Raw genomic sequence first — 17,630 nt, 5'->3', positions numbered from 1 at the left:
ACCGGCGCCGTCCGTCGGCCCGCTTCCGGCGCTTCGAGAGATCTGAAGCCGCGCCGCGCGGTGCGTCTATACCGGAGGTCCGAGCGTCGTCGCCCTCGGGCACGAACAGTTATGTCCCCGGAGGCGTTTTGATCCGACGTTCGACCCGCCCCGACCCCGTCTGACATGCCAGCAGAGCACAGTTCCTCCGATCGGACCCGGATCGCCCTCGTCGCCTGTTGTCTGCTCGCGGTGGCGCTCGCGGGGGCGATCGTCCCGGCGCTCGGCACCGATACCGACGCCGACGCGGACGTTGACACCGCCGCCGCCGAGAGCCCGTTGGACCGACTCCTGCCGGGCGAGAGCGTTCCGTACGTCTCCGGGTCCGACCGGAACGAACCGACCGGAGACGGCGCCACCGGCTTCGGCGCGCTGGAGCCGGGCAACGCGACGGGTGTCGGCGGCGAGACCGGCTTCGACAACGGCACCTACGCCTCGCGGGATACGACGATCCACTTCCGCGTCGAGAGCGACGAGCCCGCCTTCTGGCGGACGGGCGCCTACGGCACGTACACCGGCCGCGGCTGGACGCGAACCAACGAAACGACCGCCTACGACCCGCCGATCGGGGCGGCGGCAGCGTCGGGCGCGCCCCTCGAGTACGACGTAACGCTCCGACAGCCCTCGAGGGCCGTCCCGACGGCCTGGCGGCCGCGGACGGTCAACGGCCCCGAGGAGTTGGTGACGACCGATCAGCTGGCGGTCCGGTCGCCGGCGCGGCTCGACGCGGGAACGACCTACACCGCAACGAGCCGGACGACGGAGCGAGACCCCGCGTCGCTGCGCGACGCCGACACCGACTACCCCGCCGACGTCCGGGAGCGCTACACCCAACTCCCCGCGGGAACGCCCGATCGGCTCGGCGAGTTCGCGGGCGATCTGACCGCCGACGCCGAGACGACCTACGGGATGGCGACGGCCGTTCAGGGGTGGCTCCGCGAGGAGAAGGCGTACTCCCTCGAGGTCTCCCGGGAGAGCGACCGGATCGCCGACACGTTCGTCTTCGAGATGACGGCCGGCTACTGCGAGTACTTCGCCACCGCGATGACGACCATGCTCCGCTCGCAGGGCGTTCCGGCGCGGTACGTCGTCGGCTACTCGAGCGGTCAACGCGTCGGCGAGGACACCTACGAGGTCCGCGCGCTGAACGCCCACGCGTGGGTCGAGGTCTACGTGCCGGGCTCGGGGTGGGTGACGTTCGATCCGACCCCCGGCGACGCCCGACTCGAGGCCCAACGGGAGATCCTCGAGTCCGCACCGACCGAGAGCACCTACGGACTGCGGGAGCCGGGGAGCCCCGGGGAGGTCTTCGAGCCGGGGGCGGTCCGAAACGCCAGCACCGACCGGGCCCCGGACGAGGAAACCCCGGAGATCCCCGGCCCCGGGCTGGCCTACGGGGTCCGCGTGAACCGGAGCGTGGTGCCGGGCGCGACCGTCGAGTTGACGATAACGCAGTTCGGCGGCCCCGTCCCCGACCGGCCGGTCCGGTTCAACCGCGAGTCGATCGGCCGGACGGGCGAGGACGGGACGCTGACCGCGACCGTCCCCTACGAGTCGGAACTCGGGGTCGGCGTCCTCGATAGGGTGTCGGCTCCGCCCGAGCGGACGTTCTCGCTCGAAACCGACGCGTCGGTCGACGTGGAGGGCGTTCCGATCGGCGGCCGTCCGGTCACCGTCCGGGCGACCGTCGCGGACGTTCCGGTCAGGGACGCGGCCGTATCGGTCGACGGCGAGCGGGTCGCAACGACAGACGAAGCGGGGGTGGCGACCGTCGCGTTGCCGGAGCGCACCGGCGACGCGACGGTATCGGTCGAGCGCGGCGCGGTCGAGGGCACAGAGACGGTCGGCCTCCGGGAACTGTCCGTCGAGGCCGGACCGGTGCTCCCGCTCGCGCTCCCCGGAAGCCGCGTCTCGGTGTCGGCGTCGGCCGGCGACCGACCGACGGCGAACGCGACGGTCTTCGTCGACGGCGACGCGGTGGCCGAGACGGGCTCGGATGGCACGGCGACGGTTCGGCTGCCCTTCGCCGCCGAGACCACCGTTCGGGCGGTCCATCCCGCCGCCGGGAGCGCGGACGGATCGGGGGTCGCCGACGGGCTGGCCGACGAGACGACGCTGTCTGGTCTGATCGGCAACCTCCTCGCGGTCCTCGCGACCGGCGTCTCGCTGGCCGCGATCGCCGTCGCCGCTGTTTTCCCCGACTCGACGCCGGGACGGCTCGCCGTCGCTGCGGGTCTGTTTCCGGCCCGGCTCCTGGCGGCCTCCGGGCGAACGCTGATCGGCCTCGTCGCGGCGATCGACGAGCGCGCCCGGCGGCCGTCGCCGCGCGATCTCCGGACGCTTTTCGACGCCGTCGGCCCCTCCGATCGGTCAGCCCGCCGATCCGAGCCTGGAGACGGCCCGACCCCGCGGCCGAACCTCGGGGCCGTCTCGGGCGACGACCGGGCCGACCCGCGACACCGGCCGGCGATCCGGGCGGCGTGGGGGCGGCTCCTCCGGTCTGTCAGCCTCCGGGACGTCGGGAGCAAATCCCCGGGAGAGATCGCGGCCCACGCGATCCGCACCGACGGGCTGCCGGCGGAACCGGTTCGGCTGCTCCGGGACGCGTTCCGCGAGGCCGAGTACGCGTCCGGGCCGCCGACCGAGCGCCCCGACCGCATCGACGCGGCGATCCGGGCCATCGAGACCGCCGCGGACGACGCCCGGGGCGATGAGGCGCTCCCCGACGACGCAGCGACCGATGTCGCTGATACAGCAACCGACGACGCGCCCAGCGACGGGGACTCAAGCGGGGACGCGGACTGATGTGGCGGACCGTTCTCCCCGCCGCACTCGGGGTATCGAGTGTTCTCCTCGGGATCGCGCTCCTTCTGGGCGTCCCGATCGGATCGCGCCTAGAGGCCCTTGCTGGCCGACCGGCCACGCTCGCGCTCGTTTCGGTCCTTCTCGTCTCGCCGTACGTCCTCGACGCGGTTTCGGCCCGGATGCGACCCGGATCCGAGCGAGCCCCGAGCGCCGACGATCCGACCGAAACGCCCGGCCCCGATCCGTTCGACGCGCCGGCGCGGACGGACGGGACGCCCCGGGACGCCCCGGACCGGACGGCGGGGGTCGTCGCGACCGGCATCGCCGACGGCGGCGACCGCTTCGAGGCGGCCACCCGTCTCGTGGCCGACACGGCAATCGCGGCGTGCGCGGAGGCAACCGGTGCCGACCGCCGAACCGCCCGGGATCGCATCGACCGCGGCGGGTGGACCGACGACCCGACCGCCGCGGCCTGTCTCGCCGGCCCCGAGGGACCGCGACACCCACTGGTCTCCCGGCTCCGGTTCCGAGTCGCCCCGGCGTCCGAGCGGCGCCGCCGAATCGAGCGGACGCTCGACGAGATCGAACGGCGCTGGGATCTTGAGGCGCCGCCCGACCCATGACGCGACGGCGCCGGACCCGCCGCGACGGCGGGCTCCTCGTCGCGGCCGTTCTCGTCGGGACCGGCCTCCTGTACGCGGACGCGGCGCTGCTGTCGGCTGCCGTGATACCGCTCGTCTACGTCCTCTACGGCGCGGTCTCGCGGCTCCCGGCCGACACCGAACTCTCGGTCGAGCGGAGCGTCGATCCGTCGCCGTCGCCGCCGGGAACCGCCGTCGACGTGACGCTCACCGTGCGCAACGACGCCGGTGGGGCGCTCCCGGACGTCCGGGTGCGCGACGGCGTTCCGGACGGCCTCGAGGTCGTCTCGGGATCGCCGCGGGCGTGCGGTTCGCTCCGCGCCGGCGAGGCGGTCACGGCGCGCTACACCGTCGTCGCCGGACGCGGGACCTCCCGGTTCGACGACCCGGCCGTCTCGCTGCGGTCGTTCGCCGGGACGGCCGAACGCACGACGACGGTCACAAGCGCCGGCGACGCGGCGGTGTACGGATCGAACGCGCCCCCGAAGGACGCGTCCTCGGCGGCGGCGCGCGCGTCGGCCGACGGCGCCAGCGCCAGCGCCGGCGGCTCCGAGTTCTACGCCACCCGCGAGTACCGACCCGGCGATCCGATGAGCCGGATCGACTGGACGCGGGTCGCAAAGACCGGCGAGTACGTCACCGTCCAGTACCGCGAGGAGCGACCGCCGGAGGTCGCCGTGATCACCGACGCGAGACCGATCGGTCGCGCGTCCGTCGCCCCGGGCTACCCGTCGGCCGCGGCGCTGTCGGCACACCTCGGCGAGCGGATCTATCGCGAGCTCGCGGCGTCCGGCATCGACGCGACCGCGGCGGCGGTCGGGCTCGACCCCGGATCGCTCGACGCTTGGGTCGACGCGGCCGGGATCGCCTGGCTCGAGGTCGATACCGCCGCCCCCGGCCGGCGGCGCGACGACCGCTCGGAGCGGTTCTTCGCGGAACTCGACGGGGCGATCGGGCGCGACGCACAGCCGCTCGGGGCGGCGCCTGAGGGCGATCCGACCGCGGGCGTACCCCCGATCGACCCCCGAACGGGCTCGGCGCCGCCGGCGAACGCGAGCGCGGACCGCCCCGACCGATCGGCCCCAACGGAGAGCGAAGCCACCGCGGCGTCACCGACCTCCCGTCTCGACGGGCTGCTCGCCCGAATCCCGGCAGAGGCCCGGGTCGTCGTCTGTACGCCGCTTTTCGACGAGTGGCCGGTCTCGCTCGCTCGGGCGCTCCGCGCTCGCGGCCACCGGACCGTCGTTGCCGCGCCCGAGGCGGCCGGCTCCCGAGGCGACGACTCGGCTGACTCGCCCGACGCGCGGGTGGCCCGGATCGGTCGTCTGGCCCGGATCGAAGAACTCGAGCGAAGCGGCGCGAGGGCGGTGTCCTGGGACGTCGATCGGTCGATCGACCGCGCGCGGCGGCGGTCGGTTTCGCTTCTCACCGAACGATGATGAGCCGGGAGCGACCCGACGGCCCCGAAACGCCGACGGGTGCGGCGCTGGTGCTCGCCGCGACGGCCCCGCTCGTCGCGCTGTTGGCCCGCCAGGTCCCCGGCGAGTCCGTCGCGCTTTCGATCGGCTGTCTCGGAGCGATCGGGTTCGTCGCGACGCTCCGGGTGATCGCCTCCGACGCGGCGCCGCGACCGGTCGCGCTGTCGGTCGGTCTCGCGGCGGCACCGGTCGGGATCGCCCTGGCGGTCGGGGCGTTCGGTGCGGCGCTTTCTGCCATCGCCGCGGCCTTCCCGGTCGAGACGCCCGCGGGCTGGTCGTCGGGGGCGCTCACCGTCCTCGGGCGGGTCGGGACCGTACTCGGCTGTATGCTGGCCGCCCTCGGCGCGGCGCTCGCCGCGAGTGGGCCCGCGTCCTCGGCGCTCCTCGGTCGGTACGCCCGACTCGCCGTCCTCAGTTCCCTCGTTCCGGCGCTCACCGGCGCGGTACTCCTCGCCCGGGCGATCGTCTCCCCCCGACCGACGCCCGGGATCGAGTGGGCGTTCGGTCTTGCGGTCGTCGGGATCGCAGTCGCCGGCGTCGCGGTCGTCCTGCAGCGGGCCGCCCGCGCCGGCGGGGTCCGGCCGTCCGTCCCGGTTCTTGCCGGCGGCATCTCGCTTGCGGTCGCCGTCGGCGTCTCCGATCGCGCCCTTCCGCGGGCGATACGCGCCGTCACCGACCGCCTGCCCGGCGCGCTCGGTGCCGACGTCTCGGCGGCGGCGACCGGGCTCGTCGGCGTCTACGGTGCCGACGCCCTCTCGGCGCTGCTGCTCGCCGGGTTCGTCTCAGCGACCGCGCTCGTCGCCGCCGCCCTCCGCGGCGGCCCGCCGGACGGAAGCGCGCTCGCGGCCGCCGGACTGCTGCTCGGAACCGTCGCCGCGTCCACCGTCGGCGCGCCGGCCGCGCTCACGTTCGCCGGCGTCGCCGGCTGTCTGTTCGTCTGGGAGGCGGGGGCGTTCGCGGCGGGGTTGCGAGACGAGGTCGGACGCCTCGCTTCGACCCGGCGTGTCGAAGCGGTCCACGCCGGCGGAACGGCCGTCGCCGTCGTCCTCGGCGCGCTCGGCGCTTGGGGCGTGGCCCGCCTCGGAGCCCGCGGTCTCGCGCCCGACGAGCCGGCTTTCGGCGCGCTCGCGTTCGTCGGCGTCGGGATCGCCCTCCTGATCCTCGCCGCCCGGTGAGCGCCTTGGTCGGCGGCCGCCCCGACTGCGTTCATCCCTCCGAACCGGCGTCGACCGCGGGAACGGTCGTTCCGGAGACGGCGTCCTCGATCACGTCCGATCGGGACGCGCCCCGAACGTCCGCGTCGGCCGTGAGCGTGATCCGATGACGAAACACCGCCTCAACGAGCGTCTTGATGTCGTCGGGCACCAGATACGACCGTCCCGAGAGCGCGGCGTTGGCGCGGGCGGCCTCGAAGAGCCGCTGTACGCCGCGCGGGGAGACGCCGACCTCGACGCGGTCGTCGGCTCGCGTCTTTCGCCCCAGCGAGACGATGTAGTCCCGGAGCCGGGGGTCGACGCGGACGGTCTCGGCCGTCCGCTGTAGCTCCGAGACGCCCTCGCCGTCGACGACAGACTCCGGGACCGGGTCCCGGTCCGTCCGCTCGGCGCGCCGATCGAGCAGTTCCCGCTCGCCGTCGGCGTCCGGGTACCCGATCGAGCGCTTGATCGTAAAGCGATCGCGCTGGGCCTCCGGCAGCCGGAACGTCCCGCCCTCCTCGATCGGGTTCTGCGTTGCGATCACGAAAAACGGCTCCGGGAGGTCCCGCGTCGTCCCGTCGACCGTGACCTGCTTTTCGGCCATCGCCTCGAGCAGCGCCGCCTGCGTCTTCGGCGGCGCGCGGTTGATCTCGTCGGCGAGGACGACGTTCGTAAACACCGGGCCCGAGGAGAACTCGAACGCGCCGGTCGCCTCGTTGTACACGTTCGTCCCGGTGATGTCGGCCGGGAGCAGATCCGGGGTGAACTGGATGCGCCGAAACGACAGCCCGAGCGTCCGCGCGTAACTCCGCGCGGTCAGGGTCTTGCCGGTCCCCGGCACGTCCTCCAACAGCACGTGACCGCGCGCCACGATGCCGACAAGGACCGTCCGCAGGAACGACCGGTCGGCGATCACCACCTCGCCGATCCCCTCGAGGATCCGATCGGAGAGCCGCCCCGCCGCGTCGTGGTCCATGCTACTCACGGAGGCACAGCGCGCACAAAAGCTTCCGGGGGGCGCGGTCGCTCCCGGCGGTCCGGCGGTCGGTCCGTGGGTCCGACCTCGGGGGCGTCGGTCGACGGCCCGCCGGTGCGGTCACGTTCGCGCCAGCGCCTTCCTGTCGGCCCGCTGTTGGATGGTGTAGCCGACCCACTGTCCCGTGAGTTCCACGAGCACCCGCTCCCACTCGCTGAACGACCGGTCGCGCTCGGTCTCGGAGGTGAAACAGACGGTCCCGTAGACCTCCCCGTCCCGGTAGATCGGCGTTCCGATGTAACACTCCTGTCCGTGTTCGGTGTGGATCGGCTGGTCCTCGTAGCGCGGGTCCTCGCCGAGCCGTGCGGCCGCTTTCGTCTCGGCCTCCGCGACGGTCCGCTCGCAGCCGGTCTCCGCGAGCGGCAACTCGTCGCCCTCCTCGACCGCGTCCCCGGTGGCGTCGAGGATCTCGAAGCGGTACTCGTCGCCTTGGACCCGCGACATGACGCCGTACTCCGCGCCGAGCGTCTCCCGACAGAGCCCCAAGAGTCGGCGGATCCGCTCCTCGTGGCTCCGATCCCGCTCGGAGACGGTGTCGTGGATCCGTTCGAGGGCCTCCTTGCGGCGCTCGAGGTCCTCCTCGGCGCGCCCGCGCTCGAGGTCGCGCTCGATCGCCCGGCCGATGAGGTCGACGAAGGTCAACTCGGCGTCGCTGAAACTGAGCCGGCGGGGATCCTCGTCGACGAAGCAGATCGTCCCGTACGGCTCGTCCTCGATGGCCACCTCGGCCCCGACGTAACACGCGTGCCCGTACTCCTCGTAGGCCGGGTCGTCGCTCCAGCCGGCGGCCTCGGCGTCGTGAAACGCCACCGGATCGCCCGTACCGACGACGCGTCTGCAGTACGTCTCCGAGAGGTCGGCGACCTGGCCCTCGGCGGTCCCGTCGCTCACGGCGATGACCGTCTCGTGCGTCCCGGACTCCGCGTCGATCCGCACCAGCTTCGCATCGGCGAGATCGAGCCGCTGTCGGCCCAACTCGAGCATCCGCCGACACCGCGTCTCCGTGTCGAGGTCCATCCGCGAGGAAACGTCGTACAGCTCGCGCCGGTAGGCCTCGCTTCGCTCGCGCTCGGAGACATCCCGGAGGACCCCGACCGACCCGTCGAAGCGGCCGTCCTCCGATTCGATGACGCCGATGTGGTCCTCACACGGGACGGTGTCCCCCTCAGCGGTCACGACGTCGACCTCCAACAGCGCCTCGTTGGGCCCCTCCGTGGACAGCGCCTCCCGGATGTGCGCCTCGACGCGTTCGATCGATTCGGGGGTCTTCAACATCGACGCGTGGCTCCCGATAACCTCGCTCTCGTCGTGCCCGATGAGGTCCAGAAAGGCGGTGTTGACGTCGACGAACACGCCGTGCTCGTCGACCGCGTACACCGGATCGGTGAGCGAGTCGATGACCGTCTTGTACTGCCGGTAGCTCGTCGTGATCCGGTGGTCCTCGACCTCGCTTTGGATCCGGCTGGCGAGCAGATCGAACGTGTCCGTCCCGCTCTTTTGGATGTAGCCGGTGACGTCGGCCTCGACCGCCTCGGCGGCGACCGCCTCGCTTCCCTTGCCCGTGAACAGAAAAAACGGCAGTTCCGGGTACCCCTCGCGGACGGTCTCGAGGAACTCGATCCCGTCCATCCCCGGCATGTCGTAGTCCGACACGACACAATCGATCCCGCCGGACTCGAGGAGTTCCAGCCCCTCCCCCGCGCTCGAGACCGTCTCGACGCTGATGCGGTCGCCCTTCGTCTCGAGCATCTCCGCGGTGAGACCCGCGAACGCGGGGTCGTCGTCGACGTGTAGGGCCCGGATGCTCCCGTCCATACCGCTTCGGTGCGACCGCCCGAACTTTATTCGTTCGGTGGCCTCAGCGACCGAGGCGCCGCCACGGCCGGCGCTACTCGATGATCTCGGCCGCGAACGTCGCCATCGCGCGCCGCGGGTCGGCGGACTCGAACCCGACGATGGCGTGGTCCAGCCCGAGCTCCTCGAGGCGCCGAAAGTACCGCCGGAACCACTCGACGCCGGCGCGGTACCCGAGGTGAAGCGGCTCCGGTTCGGCCGCCGGATCGTCCGCGAGCGCTACCCTGATCGCGATCACGAAGGGCTTCTCGCCGGCCTGTTCCCGCCAGGTGTCGAGATACGACCGCAGCGTCGACTCCGGCAGGTGATAGAACACCCACCCGTCGCCGTTCTCGGCGATCCACTCCGTTGATTGCCTCGCGTTGCCGGTCGGGAGCAACGGGAGCGCGTCGACCGTCGGCTTCGGCAACACGTCCAACTCGCCGTCGAGTCGCCCCCACCGCCCCTCGAGGGTCGGGAACCGCTCGCTCCAGAGCGCCCGCAGCGCGGCGACGCTCTCGCGCACCGCCCGTCCGCGCTCGTCCGGATCGACGCCGAAGGCCGGATACTCCGGGTCGCGATCGCCCGAGGCAACGCCGAGGACGAGCCGACCCCCCGAAAGCCGATCGACGGTCGCGGCCGACTTCGCGACGTGGATCGGGTGCCGAAGCGGGAGGACGATACTCGACGTGCCGAGCGCGACCGCGTCCGTGTGAGCGGCCACGTGGGCGAGCAGGGACCACGCGTCGAAGGCCCCGCCCGCGTCCCCGAAGCGGGGCCAGTACGTCGGCACGTCCCGCGCCCACAGCCCGTCGAAGCCGACCGACTCGGCGTGTTTCGCGAGGTCGATCTCCGCCTCGACCGACGGCGTCGACTCCCTGGTCCCGGTCAGCGGAAAGCCAGCGCCGAACGTGAGCCCCGCGTCGCCGAAGAGCCGTTCGTACCCGGCGTTCTCGTGGTGCAGTTCCGCCATCGAGCGCCCTTCGTGCCGGGGCGTATTAACCCCGTCCGAACGGCCCCGATACCGCGCGGACGCCGCCCGGGGGTCGTTATGTCTCGCCTGCGAGCGGCCTCGAGCCGGGATGGAACCGCTCAGTAGTCGACTAAGAGGGCGATCATCACGACCGTGAGCGCCGACAGCGCGGCGACGCCGAGGAAGGCCTCGTCGAAGTAGCCCCGATCCGCGACGGCCCCGAAGGCGACGGGGCTCAGCGCGCCGAGCATGATGTAGACCGTACGCAGCCCCCCGAGGCCGGTCCCCTGGGTCCCCGCCGGGAGCTTCTCGGTCAGGCTCGACATGAGGACGGTCTCATAGCCCAACACGCTGCTCGTGAGCGCGGTCACCCCGACGAACGACCAGAACCCCTCCGAAAACGGGAGCGAGCCGAGGCCGATCGCGGTGAGCGACATCATCGCCAACAGCGGGTAGCGGACACCGATCCGGTCGTACGCCCGCCCCGCGATGGGCTTGACCACGCTGCCGAGCGCGAAGAACAGCCCGAACAGCCCGGTCGCGACGGTGGTCGAGAACTCCTCGACGTCGATCAGATACGTCGGATAAAACCCCATGAACGCCTGCGTGACGACGCCCCACAGGACGAGGAGTACGAGCGCGTGCGCAACTACCGGCCGCCGGAACGCCGAGACGACGTCCGAGACCCGAAACGCCCCGCCCGCGTCGCCGCCCCTGTCCGGGTCCGGAAGCGTCACCCAAAGCGTGATTGCCGCGACCACGAAAAACGGGATCACAACCCCAAAGCCGTACTGCCAGGCGACCGTCGCCGCGATGAACCCGGCCGTCGGCGGCATGACCGCGTTGCCGATGTCGCCCGCCGCCATCGTGATTCCGGTCGCCGTCCCGATCCGATCCGGGTAGATATCGGTCAGCACCGTGAACCGTGATACGCCGTACAGCGCCGTTCCGAGCCCGAAAAGCGCCGTCGCGGCGAACAGCACGACGCGGGAGTTCGCGACGACGACGAGCGTCAACATCCCCGCGGCGATCGCGGAACTCACCGCCAGCAGGAACCGCTCGCCGACCCGGTCGGCGAGCACGCCGCTCGGCAGCTGTCCGAGGCCGTACGCGACCCAAAGCACCGTCAACAGCAGCCCCGCCGTCGTCAGCGTGAGCCCGTACGCCCCCCGCAGGTCGGACAGAAGCGCCGGGTAGACCATCCTGGTGCTGATCGAGAGAAACCAGCCGAACGCGACGGCGAGCAGCATCACTCCGCGGCCGCCGCTTCGGATCTCGGAGAGCAGGCCCCTCGCTGCGACGAAGTAGCGCACGGCGTCGTTCGATCACCGGACGTCGGTTCGCGGATGTCGGTGTTCAATGTTGTGCACTCGGGGCGCCGCCGTACGCCGCTTTCATAGCGGATACAGCGCGGAAACCCACCCCCCAGGGGTGGGAGGAAGCGCGTAAGCTTCCTGTCTCTAACCACCAGCCACGACAAGGCCGACTCCCCAACAATGTTCAACCCCAAGGTCTACATATGGTATGATGCATGGAGAAGCGGCGCACTGTCCCCGTGAAACTCAACGTGGGCAGTGACGACAGTTCACTTCTCCGAGACACTGTAGACGAGTTTCTGTGGGCGGCTAACTACGTGACACGCCACGCTTTCGAAGGTGAATACATCACGACGAGCAAGACGGCACTCCACGACGACACCTACGAAGACGTGCGCGACGAAACACCGTTGCACAGCAACCACGTCCAAGCCGCCCGAAACAAGGCCGCCGAAGCCTGCAAGAGCGTGGTCGAAAAGTGCAAACAGGGAAAGAAGGCGTCGATGCCACACTTCACCAGCCCACACCTTGTCTACGACCACCGCACCGCCACCTTCCACGACGGGTACGTGTCTCTCGCTACGACAGACGGTCGTATTGAAGCAGACTACGTGCTACCTGATGAGAAGCGAGATACGCCCCACGCAGACTACTTCTTTTCGGACGAGTACGAAACCACAGGGGCAGAACTGCATTACACCAACGGGAATTGGATGCTTCACATCCACTGCAAGAAGGAAGTGGAGTCTGACACACCGGAACAGGATGCTACCGAGAACCAACAAACAGTTCTCGGGGTAGACCTCGGCGTGAATAATCTCGCCGTTGCTAGCACTGGTACGTTCTGGACTGGCGACGAGTTTGACCACTGGCGACGGGAATACGAGAAGCGGCGTGGCGACTTGCAAGAACACGGCACACGATGGGCACATGAGACTATGCAGGGGGTCGGACGCAAGGAAGAAGGCCGATTTAAGATCACACTTCACCGAATCTCGAATGAATTGGTTGCTGAAGCCCGCGACCACGAGTGTTCGGTGATAGCGTTCGAGGACCTGACGGACATTCGGGAACGTACTGGTGCGTCGTGGGGGCACAAGTGGGCGTTCAACCGATTGTACGAATACATCGAATACAAGGCCACAGCGTACGACATTGAGGTAGACCAAGTGCCACCGAAAAACACCTCACGGCGATGCTCAACGTGTGGGTTCACCCACCCAGACAACCGTGAGGGCGAAGAGTTCGACTGCCAGAAATGCGGCTACGAGAACCATGCTGGTTACAACGCCGCGAAGAACATTGGATTGCGGTATCTTCGTCGCAACCAAATCGGGGGCGACGAAGGGGAATCCGTAGGCATTGCCCTGAACAGCGGGATGCTGAACGCGAATGGAGAGTATGAACCTCCTGCCGAGGTCGTTCGAGACGGCGAAGCCGTCTCGTGATGACGAGAGACCTACGTCTCTCGAACCAAATCGGCCAGAGCGGGAGTCCACGCTGAAAGCCCACGGCTTTAGCCGTGGGGTAGCTTACGCAAACGTTTATTATCGACTCTTTACATCACGCTGTATGGCGCTGACGCAGTCTCGAACGAGTTCGGTCGCGACGACCGACGACGACGCCGGCTTCGGTCCCCGCGGGAACCTCCGTGCCGCCCTCCGGGGTGAGACGGATGAGTGATCCGGAGTTCGACCGGATCGGGATCTGGAACTGGGAGCGCGAGGAGGTACAGGACGAGATCGAGTACGCGACGTACGCCGAACAGAAGGGCTTCGATACGGTCTGGCAGGGCGAGTCGCGGCTCGTCCGGGACGCGATGACGATCATGGGGGCGTACACGCAGGTCACCGACTCCATCGAGTTCGCCCCCGGCGTGACGAACTGTTACACCCGGAACGTCGCGCTGATGGCACAGACGTTCTCGACGCTGCACGAACTCTCCGGCGGCCGGGCGAAACTCGGCATCGGCGCGTGGTGGGACCCCCTCGCGAGCAAGGTCGGGATCGACCGGGAGAACCCGCTGCGGTACATGTGGGAGTACTGCACGGTCCTCCGGCGGCTCCTCGATCTGGAGAACGTCACCTACGACGGCGACTTCATCAACGTCGAGGACATCGAACTCGACTTGGTTCGGGCCAACGCCGACCCCCGCGACGTGCCGATCTACATCGGCGCGACCGGTATGACGATGAACAAGATGTCCGGCGAACTCGTCGGCAAGGGGATCATCGAGGGCGTGTACATGAACTACCTGATCCCCCCGTCGCACAACGAGAAGGCGATGGAGAAGCTCACCGAGGGCGTCGAAAAGCAGGGCGGCGACATCGATGACGTCGACCGCCCGCAGCTCATCGCCGTCTCCATGGACGAGGACCGCGACGTCGCCATCGACAACGCCCGCGGACTCGTCACGCAGTACATCGGCCAACAGCCGCACATCACCAAGGCCTCGGGGATCGACCCCGAGGTCGGCGAACAGATCGGCGAGGAGCTCGGCGGGTGGCCCGCCGACGCCGACGACATCGAACGGGCCAGCCGGCTCGTCCCCGACGAGATCGTGACGAACATCGTCGCCGCGGGCACGCCGGAGGACTGCGTCCAGAAGGTCGCCGACTACTGCGAGGCCGGCTGCACCGAGCCGTCGCTGTACTCGCTCGGACCGAACGTCAAGGAGGTCATCGACGTCTTCGCGGAGTTCACGACCGACTGACCGGGCGTTCGGTTCTCGCCGCTGTCGCTGTCGCCGTTGCCGTTGCCGCACTCGTTCAGCGGTCGGTCCCGTCCGGGCGCTCCTCGCGGAGGCGGCTCCCGTCGCGCGGACAGTACTCGAAGTCGCCGTTTTGGGTGCGGAACTCACACCGCGGACACGCACGGACGGTCCGCTCGCCGGCGTCCGTCGTCGCCGCCCTTGCTCCCGCCTCTGTCCCCGCCTCCGTTTCGGGGTCCGTCCCCGACTCCCGCCCGCGAGCAGAGAACAAAAACGGGACGAACGGAAGCAAAACGAACACGAACAGCGAGCCGGTGTACAGATACAGCCCGACGGTCGCCGCGAGACTCGCCGCGCCGACGACGGCGGCGGTCGCCGTCCGGGACCCAACCATCACCCGGGGCTACTCGCTCGGACCGATTGACCCTTTCGGAGCCGAACGGGCCGTTATTTGCCCTCGAACTCCGGTTCCTTGTCGCCCATGAACGCCGTGATCCCCTCCATCAGGTCGTCGGTGTTCATCAGGTGGCCGAACGCCTGCGCCTCGAGGTCGAGCCCCGCGTCGACGTCCTCCCAGCCGCGAAGCATCGCCCGCTTCGTGAGCTTCTGGGCGATCGGCGGCCCGGCGGCGATGTCGGCGGCGAACTCGTGGACGCGCTCCTCGAAGGCGTCGTTCTCGACGACCTCGGTGAGGACGCCGTACTCGTACATCGTCTCCGGATCGTAGCGCTCGGCGGTGAAGACGATCTCCTTGGCCCGCCCGAAGCCGGCGATCCGCATCAGCCGCTGGGTGCCGCCCCACCCCGGCAACAGCCCGAGGCTGTGTTCCGGCGTGCCGAGTTCGGACCGCTCGGAGGCGAGCCGGAAGTCACAGCACAGCGCCAACTCAAGGCCGCCGCCGAGAGCGAACCCGTCGATCCCGGCGACGACCGGCGTGCCGCACTCCTCGAGTTTCCCGAACGTCTCCTGGCCGCGCCGCGAGAGGTCGATCGCGTCGATCGGGTCGGTGCTGCCCGCCATCGAGGAGACGTCAGCACCGGCCGAGAAGGCCCGGTCGCCCTTTCCGGTCACGAGGATCGCGCGGACGTCGTCGTCCGCATCGAGGCGGTCGATCGCCTCCGATAGCTCGCTCAGCGTCTCGGCGTTGATCGTGTTCATCCGGGCCTCGCGGTCGAGGATGATCTGTCCGATCATATCACCCGGGTACCGGAGTTCGACGTTCGCGAACGCCGGGGCGTCGCTGTCGCCGTCGTCGGTATAAAACCCGCCCTCGGCGGCGGCGGTCTCGAGTCCCTCCGAGACCTCGAACCGCGGGTGACCGGTCGTCTCGGCGAGGTCTTCGAGCGTTCCGATCAGCGTCCCGAGTCCGGCGTCGTCTGCCATCTTTGCGGGCCCCTCCGGAAAGCCCGCGCCGAGCATGACGGCCTCGTCGATGGCGGCCGGATCGGAGACGTCGTTCCCGACGAGGTTGCCGACCTCGTTCGCCATCACGGCGACGAGCCGCGTCTCGATGGCCTCGCTGCCGGCGTCGGCCGGGATGTCCACGCCCTCGCCGCTGTCGTAGTCGTAGAACCCCTCGCCGGTCTTTTTGCCGTAGCGCTCGGCCTCGATCGTCTCCTCGAGGAACGGCGCCGGCTCGTAGGCCTCCCCGAGGACCTCGTTCATGTACTCGAGGACGTGGTGCGTCACGTCGTTGCCGACCTGGTCCCCGAGCTCGAACGACCCCATCGGGAGCCCCATGTCGAACTTCGTCGTCGAGTCGACCTCCGCGACCGTCGCGGCCTCCTCGGAGACCATCCAGCAGGCCTCGTTCATCAGCGGCACGAGGATCCGGTTGACGATGAACCCCGGCGAGTCCTTCCGGACCCGGACCGGCGTCTTGCCGAAGTCCTCGGCGAGCGCCTCGGCGGCCTCGAGGGTCCCCTCGGCGGTGTGGCCGCCAGAGATGACCTCGACGAGCTGCATCCGGACCGGCGGATTGAAAAAGTGCATCCCGCAGAACCGTTCCGGTCGCTCCGTCACCTCCGAGAGCTCGGTGATCGACAGCGACGAGGTGTTCGTCGCGATGATCGCGCCCTCAGGGAGGTGGGCCTCGACGTCGCCGTAGACATCCTTTTTGATCTCCATCTTCTCGGGGACGGCCTCGATGACGAAGTCGGCGTCCTCGACGGAGGGCTCCATCTCGACGTAGGGCGTGACCCGTCCGATCGCGGCCTCGGCCTCCTCGTCGCTTATCTGTTGCTTTTCGGCGAGCTTCTCGAGGGACCACTCGATCTGGTCGTAGCCGTCCTGAACGAACTCCTCTTTGATGTCCCGCAGATTGACCCGATACCCGGCGAGGGCGGCGACCTCCGCGATCCCGTGGCCCATGTTCCCGGCCCCGAGGACCGCGATCGTCTCGATGTCGTCGGTCGTCATTGTGGTGCAAAGACAGACTCTCGGTGTCCGCTTCAACGTTTCCCTCCCGGCCCGCCCGGCCCCGCCGGACCGCACGCGGTGCTCGGCGCGTCCGACCCGAGTGGGCGAGATACCGCGAGCGCGGACGACCTCCGTCCGATCGGAGCGGAGCGGCGACGAACCGACCGCCGCTCTGAGGCGGGCATCAAAACCCCTTTTTTTCCGTCGGTCGACGCGGACGCATGGCAGCCGAACTCGGCGAGAAGACGGAGCGATACGAGACGCTGCTCGCGGAGGCCTTGGAGGCGGCGGAGATCGCTCCGCCCGAGGGGACGCCGCTGCACGAGGCCGCCCTCGAACACCGCGAGATGGCGTCGTCGTACCTGGCGGACGGCAGACACTTCAGAACGCAGGACGATCCGGTCAACGCCCTGGCGGCGTTCTCCTACGGGCACGGGTGGCTCGACGCCGGCGCCCGGATCGGGCTCTTCGAGGTGCCCGAGGGGCATCTGTTCACGAACGAGTGACAGCCTCCTCGCCGGGGCGTCGGTCTTGGAGGAACATTTATTATAGATAGGTGGTCGGCGCGCCCACACCCGCTCGTCACCCCGCGACGGGAGACGGCCCGAAACGACCGTATTCGACGGATACGCTCCCGATACTTGCGAAAGATTTAAATACGTTTCGACCTTACATTAAATCAGCAGTAGTCCGGTTCCGGGTTCTTTGGTTTCCCGCCCCCGAAGCCGGTCGTAACGCATCACCCACCATGAGCGACACTGGAATCAAGACCTACCCCGAGGAGAGCAGAACCGAATCGACCGACGAGACCGAACGGACCGAGGCCGACGAGAACGAGGCCACCTGTCCGGAGTGTGGCTCCCGTCTGGAGGCGGACTCCGAGCACGGCGAGACGGTCTGTACCGAGTGCGGCCTCGTCGTCGAGGAAGACGAGATCGACCGCGGCCCCGAGTGGCGCGCCTTCGACAGCGCCGAAAAGGATCAAAAGTCCCGCGTCGGCGCGCCGACGACGAACATGATGCACGACAAGGGCCTCTCGACGAACATCGGGTGGCAGGACAAAGACGCCTACGGCAACCAGCTGTCGAACCGCCAGCGGCGCAAGATGCAGCGGCTCCGCACCTGGAACGAGCGGTTCCGCACCCGCGACTCGAAAGAACGCAACCTCAAACAGGCCCTCGGCGA

14 protein-coding genes are annotated in these 17,630 nt (G+C 69.5%); 8 read left to right on the top strand and 6 right to left on the bottom strand.

Features of this window, described 5'->3' with window-relative positions:
* The first annotated feature begins 165 nt into the window (after nt 1–165).
* The 4 genes from Q0916_RS08060 to Q0916_RS08045 are packed head-to-tail and all read left to right on the top strand — an operon-like array spanning nt 166 to nt 6,138.
* Nucleotides 166–2,844 (top strand): transglutaminase TgpA family protein, encoded by a 2,679-nt coding sequence (locus Q0916_RS08060; protein WP_299236434.1) that lies wholly within the window; start codon nt 166–168, stop codon nt 2,842–2,844.
* A complete protein-coding gene (locus tag Q0916_RS08055; protein WP_299236432.1) occupies nt 2,844–3,467 on the top strand; it encodes a DUF7269 family protein in 624 nt (207 codons plus the stop codon). The genes Q0916_RS08060 and Q0916_RS08055 overlap by 1 nt, the downstream gene beginning before the upstream one ends.
* Complete coding sequence (locus Q0916_RS08050; protein WP_299236430.1) at nt 3,464–4,924, top strand: DUF58 domain-containing protein; 1,461 nt, start codon at nt 3,464–3,466, stop codon at nt 4,922–4,924. The genes Q0916_RS08055 and Q0916_RS08050 overlap by 4 nt, the downstream gene beginning before the upstream one ends.
* Nucleotides 4,924–6,138, top strand: a complete 1,215-nt coding sequence (locus tag Q0916_RS08045; RefSeq protein WP_299236428.1) for a DUF7519 family protein — start codon at nt 4,924–4,926, stop codon at nt 6,136–6,138. Before Q0916_RS08050 ends, Q0916_RS08045 begins: the two co-directional genes overlap by 1 nt.
* Before the next feature lie 31 nt (nt 6,139–6,169).
* Here the strand turns inward: Q0916_RS08045 and Q0916_RS08040 are convergent, their stop codons facing one another.
* From Q0916_RS08040 to Q0916_RS08025, 4 genes are all read right to left on the bottom strand, one after another.
* Nucleotides 6,170–7,135 carry an AAA family ATPase gene (locus tag Q0916_RS08040; protein WP_299236425.1) on the bottom strand — a complete coding sequence of 322 codons (966 nt, stop codon included), beginning with the start codon at nt 7,133–7,135 and terminating at the stop codon, nt 6,170–6,172.
* Nucleotides 7,136–7,255: 120 nt separating this feature from the next.
* Complete coding sequence (locus Q0916_RS08035) at nt 7,256–9,010, bottom strand: PAS domain S-box protein (RefSeq protein ID WP_299236423.1); 1,755 nt, start codon at nt 9,008–9,010, stop codon at nt 7,256–7,258.
* A 73-nt stretch (nt 9,011–9,083) separates the two neighbouring features.
* Nucleotides 9,084–10,001, bottom strand: a complete 918-nt coding sequence (locus Q0916_RS08030) for an LLM class oxidoreductase (protein ID WP_299236421.1) — start codon at nt 9,999–10,001, stop codon at nt 9,084–9,086.
* A gap of 119 nt (nt 10,002–10,120) precedes the next feature.
* Nucleotides 10,121–11,251 carry an MFS transporter gene (locus tag Q0916_RS08025; RefSeq protein ID WP_299236419.1) on the bottom strand — a complete coding sequence of 377 codons (1,131 nt, stop codon included), beginning with the start codon at nt 11,249–11,251 and terminating at the stop codon, nt 10,121–10,123.
* A 281-nt stretch (nt 11,252–11,532) separates the two neighbouring features.
* On the opposite strand from Q0916_RS08025, the gene Q0916_RS08020 reads away from it, so the two are divergent.
* Together Q0916_RS08020 and Q0916_RS08015 are read left to right on the top strand one after the other, a co-directional pair.
* Nucleotides 11,533–12,765, top strand: coding sequence for an RNA-guided endonuclease InsQ/TnpB family protein (locus tag Q0916_RS08020; protein ID WP_299236417.1), 1,233 nt, complete (start codon nt 11,533–11,535; stop codon nt 12,763–12,765).
* 227 nt (nt 12,766–12,992) lie between these two features.
* Entirely contained in the window at nt 12,993–14,030 is a 1,038-nt protein-coding gene (locus Q0916_RS08015; protein ID WP_299236415.1) for an LLM class flavin-dependent oxidoreductase, read from the top strand.
* Nucleotides 14,031–14,085: 55 nt separating this feature from the next.
* On the opposite strand, the gene Q0916_RS08010 is transcribed toward Q0916_RS08015, so the two are convergent.
* Together Q0916_RS08010 and Q0916_RS08005 are read right to left on the bottom strand one after the other, a co-directional pair.
* Entirely contained in the window at nt 14,086–14,421 is a 336-nt protein-coding gene (locus Q0916_RS08010) for a hypothetical protein (RefSeq protein WP_299236413.1), read from the bottom strand.
* Between the two features lie 53 nt (nt 14,422–14,474).
* On the bottom strand, nt 14,475–16,445 hold the full coding sequence (locus Q0916_RS08005) for a 3-hydroxyacyl-CoA dehydrogenase/enoyl-CoA hydratase family protein (protein ID WP_299236411.1): 1,971 nt from the start codon (nt 16,443–16,445) through the stop codon (nt 14,475–14,477).
* Nucleotides 16,446–16,666: 221 nt separating this feature from the next.
* Here Q0916_RS08005 and Q0916_RS08000 point away from each other — a divergent pair, with 221 nt between their 5' ends.
* A complete protein-coding gene (locus Q0916_RS08000; RefSeq protein WP_299236410.1) occupies nt 16,667–16,951 on the top strand; it encodes a DUF357 domain-containing protein in 285 nt (94 codons plus the stop codon).
* Nucleotides 16,952–17,193: 242 nt separating this feature from the next.
* Nucleotides 17,194–17,630: transcription initiation factor IIB (locus Q0916_RS07995; protein ID WP_299236409.1), on the top strand; the 437-nt coding region annotated here is incomplete at its 3' end.

The organism is Natronomonas sp., from assembly GCF_028274965.1.
In the GTDB taxonomy this organism is placed as follows: domain Archaea; phylum Halobacteriota; class Halobacteria; order Halobacteriales; family Haloarculaceae; genus Natronomonas.
This window is presented reverse-complemented; position numbering and strand designations above follow the sequence as displayed.